The organism is Streptomyces sp. NPDC002773 (assembly GCF_040295605.1).
Taxonomy (GTDB): Bacteria; Actinomycetota; Actinomycetes; order Streptomycetales; family Streptomycetaceae; genus Streptomyces.
The window spans coordinates 158,013-172,240 of sequence record NZ_JBEOVO010000011.1; the positions used below are offsets into that span (position 1 = coordinate 158,013).

At 74.7% G+C, this 14,228-nt stretch carries 5 protein-coding genes; 3 read left to right on the plus strand and 2 right to left on the minus strand.

The features are described from left to right. The first annotated feature begins 71 nt into the window (after positions 1-71). Both ABT034_RS16555 and ABT034_RS16560 read left to right on the plus strand, forming a co-directional pair. Entirely contained in the window at positions 72-4,427 is a 4,356-nt protein-coding gene (locus tag ABT034_RS16555) for an SNF2-related protein (RefSeq protein ID WP_351215650.1), read from the plus strand. After that, positions 4,424-5,056 carry a hypothetical protein gene (locus ABT034_RS16560; RefSeq protein ID WP_351215653.1) on the plus strand — a complete coding sequence of 211 codons (633 nt, stop codon included), beginning with the start codon at positions 4,424-4,426 and terminating at the stop codon, positions 5,054-5,056. Before ABT034_RS16555 ends, ABT034_RS16560 begins: the two co-directional genes overlap by 4 nt. 43 nt (positions 5,057-5,099) lie before the next feature. Here the strand turns inward: ABT034_RS16560 and ABT034_RS16565 are convergent, their stop codons facing one another. Then, the gene (locus ABT034_RS16565) at positions 5,100-9,920 is read right to left on the minus strand and encodes a hypothetical protein (RefSeq protein ID WP_351215655.1); all 4,821 of its coding nucleotides are present in this window, start codon (positions 9,918-9,920) and stop codon (positions 5,100-5,102) included. A 195-nt stretch (positions 9,921-10,115) separates the two neighbouring features. Here ABT034_RS16565 and ABT034_RS16570 point away from each other — a divergent pair, with 195 nt between their 5' ends. Beyond that, positions 10,116-11,141: a LacI family DNA-binding transcriptional regulator gene (locus ABT034_RS16570; protein WP_351215657.1), complete on the plus strand. Its 1,026-nt coding sequence runs from the start codon at positions 10,116-10,118 to the stop codon at positions 11,139-11,141. An 83-nt stretch (positions 11,142-11,224) separates the two neighbouring features. Here ABT034_RS16570 and ABT034_RS16575 read toward each other — a convergent pair whose 3' ends face one another. After that, positions 11,225-13,996, minus strand: a complete 2,772-nt coding sequence (locus tag ABT034_RS16575) for a glycosyl hydrolase (protein WP_351215659.1) — start codon at positions 13,994-13,996, stop codon at positions 11,225-11,227. Positions 13,997-14,228: the final 232 nt, after the last annotated feature.

Consider the following 14,228-nt stretch of genomic DNA (forward strand, 5'->3'; position numbering starts at 1 on the left):
ATCGAAGACCGTCCGCCTCCGTATACTGAACGCGCACGTTCCATCACGTTCCGCGTACGGAGGGTCTCCTCTTGGGTGGTCGTCCTCAGCTCGCCGACGACGTCCGGCAGTCCGGCGCTCCCACGGGAGCCGGGGCGCGGCCCCCGTGGCACGAGCGGGCCAGGAAGGCCGTTCTCGAACGGCGGCTCGACGCCGGGATCGTGTCCGAGGCCGAGAGCCTGGCCCGGGCAGGGCGGCTGACCCGGCCGGATCTGCGGATGCTCCTCCTGGTGACGGACGACCACCCGGCCTGGCTGCCGGCCCGCCGCCTCGCGGTCGAGGGACTTGAGGACGCGTCGGAGGTTCCGCAGCAGGTGCTCACGGCGCACGCGCAGATCGAGTCCTGGCCACCGCTGACGTACGAAGAGTCGGCGGAGCACCGGGCGAGCGGGCACGTGCTGCACACGGCGGCGTTACGGATCGGCCCGGCCGACGCCCAGGTGACCGGACCGGCGCGGAGCGGCCCGACGGCGTCGCTGGCCCGCCGGTCCGCCGCCGGGGCGATGCTGAGCCGGCTCGCCGGGGTCGAGGAGCCCACGGGGGACGGCGGGGGCGGGCGGCTCTCCGTGCCGGGCATGGGCACGGAAGCCTTCGAGGCGCTGCTGCACACCCGGCTCTCGGCGGCGGAACCCGGCGCGGAGCTCACCGCCGAGGTCGTCCGCAGGGCGGCCGCGGCCCGGCTGCGGCACCGGGACGTCCAGCTCCTGCTGTTCGGCGTGCGAGGACCCGCCTGGCGGGAACTGCGCCTGTGCGCCCTGCGGGTCGCCGCGCGCATGCAGTCCGCGGCGGCCACGCTGCTGCGGCGGCACGCGGAGGAGCGGGGGGCGGAGGCCCGGCACACGGTCGCCCCGTCGGACGGGAGCTTCACCTGCTGCTGGAGCTGGGACGGCGGCGACGGCGGCGGTGGCGGTGGCGGTGGCTCTACGGTCGTCGGCGCCGAACGCACGGCACGTGACCGCCGGCAGGCCGTGCACCTCGGCGCGGTCGCCCTCCTGGCCCGGCTCACGGGGCTGCCCGAACCCGAGGACGAACGGGCCCCGGACGACGGCGGTCCCCGCCCGGCGGCGCGGATCCAGCCGGTGCCGGCGGGACAGGATCCGGTGAAGTACCTGAACAAGTACACCCAGTTGGAGCTCATCTCCAAGCCGGAGTCGACGTTCGCGGCCGCCCCGAAGAGCGTCGTCTGCACGTACACCTGCACGCACGTGCGGACGGGGGCGGAGGTGCGGGTGAGCGCCCGGGCGAAGACGAGGGGGGACGCGCGCCGCGCGGCGGCGTCGGCGCTGATGGCGGAACTGGTCGCCGCGGACGCCGAGCGCACTCCCCCGGCAAAGGGGGCGGGGACGCCGCGGGGGCCGGCTGCGCCGCCCCTTCCACGGCCCCCCGCCGTTCCCGGGCCCCGGCACGCCCCCTCCGCCCTTCTGCCCACCCCCGCCGCGCCCGTCTCTCGGGTCCCGGTATCCGATGTCGTCCGGGAGGCCCTCGCCGCCGGATGCGCCGTCACCTTCCTCCCCGATCGGGGCGACGGCGAGGCGGCCGGGCTGCTGCTCCATCGGGCCGACGGGGCTCCGATGCCGGACGCCGAGCTGCCCGCGCCCCTGACCGTCACGTGCCGGCCGCTGCTGCTCGCGCCGGCGTCCGCGCCCGTGCCGGTGGTGGGGTGGCGGGTCCCGCTGGACCGGGCCGTGCCCGTACTCCTACGCCGGGACGGGGGCGCCGGGTGGCATCCGACGGCGGCAGCGTGGGAAGAAGCGACCCGGCTCGGGCTCCAGGCCGTCGCTGCGGGGCTCGTTCGTCCGGCGCTCTCCGCCGACGGGGTGGACCGGTGGCGGATGGGGCCGCTGCCGGTCGCCACCGTCCGGGCCGTGGAGGAGCTGTCCCGCCGTACGGCTGCCCATCCCGTCACGGTCGCGCCGCCGGACACCGCACCGCTGGCCGCCCGCCCAGCCGCAGGCACGCAACCGGACACCGCACCACCGACCGCCCACCCCACCGCAGGCACACCGCCGAGCGCGCGGGACACCGTTCCGGCGTTCCTCGACGCCCTCGCCGACACCATGCTGCGGCCCCCAGCCGCGGCCCTCTTCGGCGTCGGTCCGTTGCTCTCCCCGACCGGCCGCCCGCTCACCGAAGCGGAGGCGGAGCAGGTTCGGCCGTGGTTGGACATGGTGGAGGACCGGCTGGACACCGGTCCGCCGCCCGGACTCGTCGTCGAGTTCGCCGCGCCCTCCGAGGACGACGCCGGCGCCGGGCGGCTGACCGGCCGTCTCCTCGTGGCCGTCGACCCGTCACGGCCGGACCACGAGGTGCCCGCGGCTCTCCTCGGGACGGACCGGGGCGTGGTCGACGGAGTCGAGCCGTACCACCTGCGAGATCGGGCACGGCGGCGCCTTGAGCGTTCGGTCCGTCTCTGTGCGGTCCTGTCCGGGCTGCTCGCCGCGCCCGACCGCCTGGTGGCGGACGCGGCGGGGATCGTCCGGCTCCTGGAGGCCGAAGCGGACCTGGCCGCCGAGGGGCTGGTGCTGCGCTGGCCGCCCGGGCTGCGCGACCAGCTCTCCGCCCACACGGTCGTCGGTGCGGAGGCCGGCGCCAAGACCGACGGCGCCCGCGCCGACGGAGGTGCGCCCCGGTTCAGCCTCCAGGCGCTGCTCGACTTCCGCTGGCAGCTGGCGCTCGGCGGGGACGTCCTGAGCGAGGCCGAGATGGACGAGCTCGCCGAGGCGGCCCGCCCCCTGGTGCGGGTGCGGGGCCTGTGGGTGCTGCTCGATCCCCTCACCGCCGCGTGCGTCCGCCGTAGGGAGATCGGCAGGCTCGCCGGTATCGACGCGCTGACCGCCGCCCTCACCGGCACCGTCGACGTCGGCGGCCGTACGGTGCCGTGCAGGGCGGGCGGAGACCTCGCCGGTGTCGTCGACGTCCTGCGCCGGGGCGAGCACGCGGCCCCGGTTCCGGCGCCCGCCGGGCTCGAAGCCGTACTCCGCGCGTACCAGGAACGGGCGCTGGCCTGGCTGTCGCACACCGGCGGGACCGGGTTCGGCGCGGTCCTCGCCGACGACATGGGCCTCGGCAAGACCCTCACCGCCATCGCGTACACCCTGCACCGGTACGAGAACGGGCACCGCGGCCCGGTCCTCGTGGTGTGCCCGTCGTCGCTCGTCACCAACTGGGAGCGGGAGTACCGCCGGTTCGCGCCGAAGCTCGACGTGGCCGTCTACCACGGGAGCGGGCGCAGCCTCGACGCCGCCGGTGACCGGACCGTCGTCCTCACCACGTACGGCGTCCTGCGCCGCGACACCGAACTGGCCTCCCGCCGCTGGGACCTGGTGATCGCGGACGAGGCCCAGCACGCCAAGAACCACGCCTCCTCCACCGCCCGCCGGCTGCACGCGCTGACGTCGACCACCCGTCTCGCCTTGAGCGGGACCCCGGTGGAGAACAACCTCTCCGAGCTGTGGACCCTGCTCGACTGGGTCAACCCGGGCCTCTTCGGCCCCCTGAAGGCCTTCCGGGCCCGGTACGCGGCGGCCGCCGAGCGCGAGCCGGACGGTCCGGCCGCGCGCGCCCTCGCCCGGCTGGTCGCGCCGTTCCTACTCCGCCGCAGGAAGACCGACCCCGGGGTCGCCCCCGAACTGCCGGCGAAGGTCGAGACCCGGCGGATCGTCGAACTCACCGCCGAGCAGGTCGCGCTGTACGAGGCCGTCGTCCGCGAGACGATGGAACAGCTCGCCCACTCGCCGTCCCTCGCACGGTCCGGCCTGGTGTTCAAGCTGATCACCGCGCTGAAACAGATCACCAACCACCCCGCCCACTACTGGGGCGAGGACCACCCCGGCCCCTCCCGTACGGCGGAGTTCACCGCCAGGTCGGCCAAGCTGGAGGCGCTCGCCGAACTCGTCGGGACGATCACCGGACGCGGCGAGGCGGCGCTCGTCTTCACGAGTTACGTCGCCATGGGGCGGCTGCTCACCGAACATCTCGCGCACCTCGGCCACCGCCCGCTGTTCCTCCACGGCGGCCTGGACGCCCGGCAGCGGCAGGAGCTCGTCGACGCCTTCCAGGCGGGCCGGTCACCGCTGTTCGTGCTCTCGGTCAAGGCGGGTGGCACCGGCCTCACCCTGACGAGGGCAAGCCACGTCGTCCATTTCGACCGCAGCTGGAACGCCGCGGTCGAGGACCAGGCCTCCGACCGTGCGCACCGGATCGGGCAGCGGCGGACCGTCACCGTGCACCGGCTCATCACCCGCGGCACGATCGAGGACCGGATCGATCAACTCCTCACCCACAAGCGGACCTTGCAGGACACGGTCCTCGGCGCCGGAGAAACCGGCCTCGCGCGGCTGAGTGACCGTGAGCTCACCGACCTCGTCGGTCTGGGAGGCCAGGAGTGAACCCCGCCACGACCGAGCCGCTCCCCCACGGCGGTACCCACGGCGTCCGTTCCGTACTGGACGGCCTCACCGATCCGCCGCCGTCGCCGCTCCCCGGCCTCGACACGCTGCGGGCGCTCGTGGCCGACGCCGCCCATCGCGCGGCCGCCCTCCTCGACGACGCCGGAAGTGCGCGGGTACCGGCGGGTCCGGTCGAGGACGTCGACGACATCACCGCTGACCTCGCCCGCTTCGTCGCCCGGACCGGGGACACCCACCTGGAGCCCGCCGCCGCGCGACTCGGCGTATCGCCGGGGCGGATGAGGCTGCTGGCCACGGCACACCGGTACGGAGGGCGGCCCGCCGTCGCCACGTTCCTCGCGCCGCAGCCGGCCGACCCCGACGTCCTGGCCGCGGCCGAGCACAGCGTCCAGCCGCTCCGGCCCTCCCCCACCGCCCCCGTGGAACGGCACCACAACCACCTCACCGACGCGCCCGCCCGCGTCCAACTGCGGTACGGCCCCGACCTCCTCTGGCACCCGTACGTCGACCGCTACGGCACCTGGCAGCCGGCCGCCGAGCCGCACTCCGACCCGACGGCGGCGTACCGGGCGGCCCGCGGGGCTCTCCGGGCGCAGGCGCGGAGGTAGGGGCGGGGCAGGTGGCCACCCGGCCCCGTCCCTCGGCCCGGTGTCAGCGGCCGCGCTCCCACGCCTCGGCGAACATCTCGTGGAGCGGCGCCGCCGGCAGGATCCGGAGGAACGGTCCCCGGATCTGGTCCCGCCACAACGGGCACACCCGGTGGCTCGCCAGCTTCACGGTCTCCAGCGGCAGGTGCGGCGCCTTGAGCTCGGTCCACTCGCCGGGCAGGAACAGGGTCCGGCCGGCCCGCGCCCGCTTGGCCTCGATCACGGCGCCGCTGGTGAGGAGTTCCGCCCGGACCTCCGCGTGCCGCTTGGTCGTCCAGCCGTTCCAGCGGCGTACGTTCCGGTCGGTGGGCGCGGCGAGGGTCGCCAGCTGAAGGTACAGCGCGGCCGCGTCCGGGCCCACGCCCAACTCCTCCGCCGCACGCGCGACCAGCTCGGGGCAGGAGTGACGCGGATCCGCCTCGTACGCGCCGTCCGGTACCGCTCCAGAGACGGCTCGGCGCATCATCCGGTCGAGGCCGCCGCCGGGGAGGAGCGGCGCGAACCGGTCGAGTTCCTCCGCGAGGTCGGTGATCTCACGGACCCGTCGCCACACCTCGGGGTCGGCGACCTGCGCGGGCCGCAGGAAGGCGGCGCCGCCGGGGGCGCAGACCACCAGCGGGCCGGAGTCGTACGCGGTGACGGGAGGCTGCTCGCCCTCCTCCTTGCGGCGGGCCATCGACACGGGGATCCGCGCGGGCCCGAACCGCTCGGCGATCGGCACCGGGCTGTCCTGGACCCGCCCGTCGAGCAGCTCCACGAGCAGTTCGGGACGGGCCAGTTCGGCGCGCAGCCGCTCGTACAGGGCGGTCGCTCCGGCCATCGCGGGATCGCCGACGGGCCGGTCGGTCCACGCCCACACCAGGGCGCTCGCGATCAGGCCGAGCGGGAGGCCCACGGGGGTGCCGTAGCGCACGTCGGTTCCCGCCGGCGGCAGGGCCCTCACATCCACCGCCGAGCCGTACGTGCGCGCGGCGATCTCCCAGCCGCCCGCCGGTACCGTCGCGTCCTCGGCGGCCTCGTAGCCGCCCGCGAGACGTCGTGCCCACACCTCGGCGAGCCCCAGGTCGGCCTCCAGGGCGTCGGCCGCCTCGTCGTGCACGGCGGGCAGGACGCCGATCAGCTCCCGCCACACGGCGGCCATCCGCTCGACGGCCGCCTCGACCCCGCCGGGCTGCCACAGCTCGGCCGGGTCGTCGGGCAGGGCCGCGGCCAGGACGGCCCTGCGGCCGGCGGCCCCGAGGCGCCCGCGCACCTCCTCGTACGCCTCGATCGTCGTCGGAGTCGCCTTGTACGGCGCCTTGCGGGCGAGGGCGCGGCCCTCGTCCCGGTCGGAGCGGCCGACCAGACCGGCGACGACGAGTCTGGCCACCGCCCGCCGGACACCCGTCAGTTCGGCGAACCGTACGGCCGCCGACTCCGGTACGGGGACGGGGCCGTGGGCGTCGACGGCCGCGAGCAGCGCCCGCAGCCGGGTCTCGCCGTCCCGTTCGACCCGTACGAGCCGGGCCTCGGGGACGGCCGCCGGGACGGGGTCGGCGTCCGGCTCCTGGGCGGCGGGCGCGACGAACCAGCACGCCGCCCCGCCGTCCCAGACCGCGGCGGAGGCCACGGCCGTTCCGGCCTCCCGCACCCCGTCCAGGGTTCCGGCATCGGACGTACGGCCCACCCACCAGCGGCTGCCCTCGCGGGCGAACGGCTGGTCGGCCCAGGTGTCCAGGAGCGCGAGCAGCGCGGCCCGGTCCTCGTCCGGGGTCGGTGCCACCGCGGCCCGCCAGGCAACGGCGTCGATCTCGCCGAGCAGCTGCGACCAGTCGTGCGGCGGCGCCGGCGGGGAAAGGCGCCGTACCTCCTCCACGATCGTCCCGGTGAGGCAGGCGCCGTCGGCGGCCAGGGCGCTCAGCGTCGCCGGCAGGGCCACGTCCCGGGTCCGCCGCCAGGTGTCACGCCCTCCCTCGTCGACGAGTCCGAAGAGGGCGGGCATCAGTGCGGTGTCCGGCGCCGTGCGGCGCGGTGGGGCGGGCGGCGCCTCGGCGAGCAGGGTGACCCGTCGGTGCAGGGCGCGCCGCCGCTCCTCCACCCGGGCGGCCCGACCGGCCACGGCCACGACGGCCTCGCGGAGGACCGGGTCGGTGATGTCCGGCAGCTCCCGCGCCACGGCGGCGCGCAGCACCTCCGGATCGCCTTCGAGGGCGGCGGTCAGGAGCGTGTCGGCCGTCGCGCGTCCCACGGTCCGCAGCGCCCGCGATCCGGCCGTGTCCCGGGTCCGCAACAGGTACCAGAAGGCCGGGGGCAGGGCCGCGCCAGGGGATGTGGTGACCCCGCGGTTCCGCTTCGCGCGGCGGTTCCGGGGCGAGTCGTGCCCGTCCAGCTCCCACAGCAGGGACCCGCTCGCGGTGTACGCGCGGACGCCGGTGCGGGTCTCCGCCTCGGCGAGGACCACGTCCTCCACCGCGTCCGCCGCCGCGCCCTCGGGCGGCGCCCACAGTCCCCAGGGCTCCTGGCCCTGCCGGTCGATGTCGAAGCGGGCCGTTCGCCCGTCGATGCTCTCCAGGAGGAAGTGGTCGGGCGCGTTGTCGCGGTACCGGGTGCGGTAGAGGATCCGGGTCCCGACGAGCCCGTCCTTGCTGCCCAGCGGGGAATCGGCCAGGCCTGCGGGCAGTGGCGCCAGTTGCAGGGCCTCGCGGGCGAGGGACATGCCGATCTCGGACGGTTCCGCGGCCGGATCGGGGTTCGGGGCGCGGCCGGGGAACTCCGGCAGCGGCGTCGCTCCCCGCCGCTCGCCGGTCACCGGGTCCACGACCTCCCACGCCTTCCGTCCGAAGACGGCGTTGGTCCAGATCCGGGAGCCGTCGGAGAGTTGCAGCTCCTCCCGGTCGACCCCCACCGTCTCTCCCGGGCGCGTCACGTGGAAGCCGCCGTGGCGGCCGCCCCCGTCGGCGGTCTCGAACTGGAAGCCGTAGGCCCCGTCGAGACTGCCGCCGAAGGGCACGAGGCCGCCCAGCTCGGTCGGGGTGAACAGCGCATCGGGGTTGTCCGCCCAGACGGCGACGTCGCAGTAGTACGGGTTCTGCTTGAGGCTCCAGCTGACCAGGAAGGAGCCGCCCACGTAGTGGGCGGCGAACATGGTCGCGTCCTCCGGCACGGTGAACCGGCAGGAGCCGCGCACCCCGTCGGGGTCGACGGCGACGGCCCGGTCGCGCCCGAAGACCGTGAGCACCGGCCAGGTGCAGGTCACACCCTCCACACCGGGGAGGACGGCCGCGCCGAGCGGTCCTGTGACGGCGCCCCCTTCCGGTGCCTCCGTCGCGCCGGGGAGCACCGCCCCGGCCGCCGTCTCCCGCCCCGCCACCTCGGCGAACTCCGCGTACACCGCCTCCAGAGCCGGCCACGCCAGTTCCTCCGGGAGTCCGGCCGCGAGCGAGCGCCGCAGCGCGCCTCCGGCGGAGGCCTCCGCGAGGGCGTCGGCGATTCCGTCGAGCGCCGTCACCGTCGGCCGGTCGAGGAGCGTCTCCAGCTCGGTCACGGCCTCTTCGGCCCCCGCCATGCCACCGCCCCCGACGGTGTCGACGAGCTTGCCGACCCGCCCGGCCACCTCCTGGGCGATCCCCTCGTTCCCCGGGAGCAGCGTCACCGCGCTGCCGGGCTTGCGCCCGCGCACCCAGAGCCCGTCGGGCAGCAGACCGGCGTGCACGGTTCCTTCGAGTCGGGGGCCGAACACCGGGTCGGCGGCGAGCGCGACGAGGTCGCGCCGGGACCGCTCGCCCCAGAAGCGCATCCGTGTCTCCGGGCCCGGGTCGACGACGGTGATCCCGGCCGCCAGGCAGGCGTCGAGGACGTCCGCGTCGAAGCCCTTGTAGGAGTGCCGGGTGGTGTGCACGGTCACGGCGTGACCGGCCGCCCGCAGACGCGGCCCCAGCCGGCCCACCAGGTCGAGGAACTCCGGCGGCAGCTGCTGCCGTCCGACACCGCCCCGGGGCTGCCTGGCGTACTGGTACATGTGGACGAAGTGCCCGACCCAGCGGTGCAGTCCGCCCTCCGGCACGACCCGTCCGGCTTCCATCGCCTCCGTCGCGCCGCAGCCGATCAGCATCCGCAGCCACGCGCCGCCGTCGGTGACGCTCTCCGGGAAGACCTCGACGAGCCCGGCCGCGACCTCGTCGGTCGGCGGATGGGCCGTCAGGACCGGTGCGGCGGCGGTGAGGAGCGCGTCCGGTACGGACTTCTTCCGGGCCACCGAAACGATCGCGCCGACGACCCGCGCGACCTCGTCCTCCCCGTGGCCGGCGGCCTTGGCGGCGGCCCGCACCCGGCGCACGAGGTCCGCGGGCAGGTCCGCCTTCGAGCCCGCCCACGCGGTCAGGAACGCGCCGAGGGCCGCGTACGCCTCGGCGGGCTCCAGGGTCTCGGCGAGGAACTTCTGGTGAGCCCCGAACTCCTTGGCCGGCATGGCCCCGCCCGCGGCGAACAGCAGCCCGTTGGCCCGGCGGTAGGCGGGGTCCACCGGCAGGCCGTGCTGGGCCTCCGCCGCCCGAGCCGCCACGTACGCCCGGCCGCCCGGCCGGCTCCCGTAACCGATCAGCCGATGGCCCACGGTGTCCCAGAACCACGGCAGGTGCGCGGGCGGCAGCCGCCGCGCGTGCCACGCCATCGAGTCGACGAACGCCCCGGGCTTCTGCCAGGACCGGTTGAGCTCGGCACCCATGTCCTCGACCAGCCCGCGCGCCGTCGCGGCCGCGTCCGGGTCGTGGGCGGCGGCCCAGTCGGCGTACGTGGTCGAGGTGTGCGTACCGTCGGCGGGCAACAGGGATTCGAGCGAGGCGATCATGCTTCGGATCGTCGCACGGCCCACTGACACCGCCGCCGGGAGGTGCAGGTCGCGCCCTTCGCTCCAGACCTTTGGGAGCGCTCTCAGACGTCGGAGGCTGCGGATATCCTGATCCTGACCTACGAGAACCCACAGAACCCCCACGCAACCGACAGACCGCCGCAGACCATGCCACGCAGCCGAGGAGCGCCCGCCTTGCCCGAGCAGACCACGGGGCCCCGCCCCACGCTGGAAGCCGTCGCCGCTCGCGCCGGCGTGTCCCGCGCCACGGCCTCCCGGGTCGTCAACGGGGGCGCGGGCGTGCGTCCTCCGCTGGTCGAGAAGGTGCGCAGGGCCGTCGACGAGCTCGGTTACGTGCCCAACCACGCCGCTCGGACGCTGGTCACCCGGCGCAACGGCGCGGTGGCGGTGATCATCGCGGAGCCCGAGTTCCGGATCTTCTCCGACCCGTTCTTCGAGCAGCAGGTGCGGGGCATCAGCCGGGAACTGGCCGCGCACGACACCCAGCTGGTGCTGCTGTGGCTGGAGGGCCCTGGGGACCACGAGCGGATCGCCCGCTATCTGGGGGGCGGGCACGTCGACGGCGCCCTGGCCTTCTCGGTGCACAACGACGACGCGCTGCCGGCCGTGATCGACCGGACCCGCATCCCGGTGGTCTTCGGCGGGCGGCCGGATCCCGGCACGCATCCGTCGGTGCCCTTCGTCGACTGCGACAACCGCGGCGGCGCCCGCGAGGCGGTACGGCACCTGGTGGGTCTCGGGCGGCGGAACATCGCCCACATCTCGGGGCCGGACGACCAGACGTCCGCGATCGACCGGCTGCACGGCTACCGGGACGTCCTGATCGACGCCGATCCGGGCCTGCTGTGCCGGGGCGACTTCACCGAGGAGAGCGGCGCCCGCGCGATGGCGGAGCTCCTCGACCGGAGGCCGGACGTCGACGGGGTGTTCGTCGCCAACGACCTGATGGCCTCGGGTGCGTTGCTGACGCTGCGGGAGCGGGGCGTGCGGGTGCCGGAGGACGTGGCGGTCGTCGGCTTCGACGACATGGAGTCGGTGGTCCGCGGGACCGTCCCCGCCCTGACCACCGTGCACCAGGACATCGAGGGCATGGGCCGGCTCATGGTGAAGCTCCTGATGCGGCTGCTCGACGGGACCGGCCCCGCGATCCCGGAGTCCGTGATCACGCCGACGTCCCTGGTCCGCCGCGACTCGGCGTGACGAGGGGCCGGGGTGGGACACCTCGACGTGGCGGCGGGCCCGGGTGGGACACCCGGGCCCGCCGCCGTACCCCTGGAGGCGTGTCAGCCGTACGGGATGACGACCACGGACCGGTCCGTGCCCGTCTGGAGCCTGGCGTCCCCGTTCCCGATGGCGCTCCAGACCTCGAGGCGGACCGTCCCGCCGTTCAGGTTGCCGAGCGTTCCGGTGGCGGATTTCAGGCCGCGGGCCTGGGAGTACTCCTCCCAGCCCGTGACCGGGTCGGTCGCGAAGTAGTGGTACGTCTCCGTCCGTTCGAAGGTGCCGTCGCCGGTGAGGTCGTAGCTGATCCGGGCCTGCTGGCCGAGTCCGACGGACGTCCCGGCGTCGACCTGGAGCCGGAAGGCGGTGGAACCGCCCGCCTTGAGCGTGCCGTTGACGCCCTTGGCGACGTAGACGAGGGGCCGGCTCGGCGTCCCGTCGTGGTTGCCGCCCTGCGCCGATGCGATGGTGTCGCTGCCCGCCGTGGCGCCGGTGGCCGTGGTGAGCGTCCCGCCCGTGCGGAGCTGGAAGGTGTTGCCGGTGCCCGGGTCCGGGTCGGGCCCGGGGCCGCCCGTCCCGGTGCCGATGGCGGTGGAACGCGCGGGTACGGACAGGGACTTGCCGTCGGAGAAGGTGACGGTGCGGGCGGTGGAGCCGTGGTTGTGGGCCGCGTACGTGCGGGTGGTTCCCTTGGCGAAGACGGCGGAGGTGGGGATGGATCCGGTGACCGTCGCGTCGGGCGCGCCGAGCGTGTCGAGCGCGGTGAGCCAGTGGTAGGTGTGGGCCTTCGACTCGCCCGCCTCCGGGGTGTAACCGGCGTGGCCGGCGTCCCACTTGGCCTTGGCGGCGCCGGGGTCGGCGAAGGACTGGAACTCCCAGAGGATGTCGCGCCATTCGACGGCGGGTCCGCCGTTCTCGCGTTCCATCTCGGCGATGTTGCGCCGGACGGCCTCCTTGTGGCCGCCGAGGTGGAGTGAACCGCCGGTCACGGGGAGGACGTTGATTCCGTGGATCTCCTCGGGGTTGGCGGTCCACCAGGTGGCGTAGGCGCCGCCGCTGCCCCAGACCATGCCGACGGTGTCGTGCTGGAAGGCGCCGGGGAAGACCTGCTGGTCGGCGTCGAACCAGTACTGGGCGATGGCCTCGCCCTCGGTGGTCAGCAGGTACGTGCCGAGGTCGCGGAGCTGGGTGTTGCCGGTGGCCGAGCCCCAGAGGACGAGGGCGGCGCTGAGGTTGGTCGACTCGGAGGAGGACTCCTGGTTGTTGCCGGCGGCGAAGCCCTGGTGGCCGCTGGCCCAGCTGTGTCCGGCGTAGACGTCGAAGCCGCGGAGGAAGGGGTAGGCGGTGTCGGTGCGGCTCGGGTTGGCGGTGTCGCGGATGAGGGTCTTGACCATGGAACCCCAGGCGGAGTCGGCGGCCCAGCCCGCGTCGTACTGGGCGACGATGGCGGCGGCGTACACGTAGTAGCCGTAGTGGAAGTGGTGGTCGTTGAGTTCGGTGTCGCTGCCGTACGAGGCCGGGTAGCCGGTGAGGGTCTTCCAGGCGTTGTCGTACGAGAACTCGCTCGCCCCTCCGGCCGTGAACCAGTCCTGGAGGCGGCCCTTGATCTGGCCGAGGAGCTTGTCGCGGAGCGCGGTCTCGCCGATCTGGTCGGCGAGGGGCACCAGCTGGGCGAGCTTGCCGAGCGCCTTGCCGGTCCAGTAGGTGTCGACGGCTCCGGAGAAGGGGTCGGAGGAGTTCGCGACCTCGTTCAGATAGCCGCGCAGCCGGGCCGTGTCGGCGCCGGTGCCGCCCGGAAGGCCGGGCAGGGTGGCGGCGGCCTTCTGGGTGGTGGTGAAGGTGGCCGACTCGCGGACCTTCATGGTGCCCCGGGGCGAGACGTAGGTGTACGGGGTGAGCGGGTCGGTGGTGTGCAGCCACTGGTGCCGGTAGAGGGCCTGGAGCGCGCCGCGCTCGGTGCCCTCCTTCGCCTCGGTGGTCAGGGTGTAGGCGGCCCGGACGGTGCCCGCGTCGTAGCTCCAGTTCACGGTGGATCCGGTGACGAAGCTGTAGGCGTACTTGCGGTAGGTCGCGAGCGCGTCGGTGGAGGGCAGGACGGCCACGGAGAAGTAGTCCTTGCCGCCGAGGCCCGCGGTGATGGTGGACCCGGAGACGTTCCAGTCGGTGCCGCCAGGCGCGAAGAGGGCGTAGTGGTGTCCGGCGACGGTGATGCCGAGGACGTTGCCCTGGTCGGCGAAGACGGCGGGTGCGGCGGCGGTGGTGATCCGGGCGTCGCCGCCGGTGCCCTTGGCGTACACGAAGGGCATGCCGTGGCCGATGGTGGTGCGCAGGGTGCGGGCGCCGTCGGACCAGTAGGGGGTGACGGTCCAGTCGGACCAGGCGTCGGCCTTGGTGTCGGGCGAGTTGAGGCCGGTGAGGCCGAGGGTGAGGTCGCGTTTGTGGGCGAACTCGTACTGGCGTCCCTCGCCGACCACGGCGGGGGTGGTCGGGTAGCCGATCTCCAGGCCGCCGGCGACGGCCTGGTAGGTGAGCGGATGCCCGTACATCGGGGTGGAGTACGGGTTGTCCCCGTACCGCTGGAAGGCGAGGGAGGACCACCAGTCGTTGGTGGGGACCGGCTTGCCCTGGGCGGCGGGGGTCACCTTGGGGGTGACCGGCGCGCCGGTGTTGGTGGTGGGGCCGGAGGTACCGGCGGGGCGGGTGTCGGAGTAGCTTCCGGCGCCGGTGGGGACGGGCGCCGCGGCCGCCGGGGCGGCGGCGGGGCCGAGTCCCAGGGCGGCGAGGGCGGAGACCAGGACCAGCGCTGCGGCCGGCCTTCTGCGGGGGGCTGGCATGAACGGCACCTCATGTCGTCCGAATGTTCGTCCGAATGTCGTCAGAGAGCGCTCTCAGATCGCCGGAAACGTAAAACCGCGGTAACGAGTGTGTCAAGAGGTTGAACACAGGCAGGAGTTGAGGTCGCTTCTCGTCCGTTACGCCTTCGAGCCTTGACGGATGCCCCTCTCCACAGGCACGCTCCCCCCGCACGCTTGAGAGCGCTCTCAGCGCCTCTCGCTCGTTCCGAAG

Coding starts and splice junctions, on each gene's coding strand:
- ABT034_RS16575 (WP_351215659.1), bottom strand. CDS start 13,996: ATGCCAGCCCCCCGCAGAAGGCCGGCCGCAGCGCTGGTCCTGGTCTCC.
- ABT034_RS16565 (WP_351215655.1), bottom strand. CDS start 9,920: ATGATCGCCTCGCTCGAATCCCTGTTGCCCGCCGACGGTACGCACACC.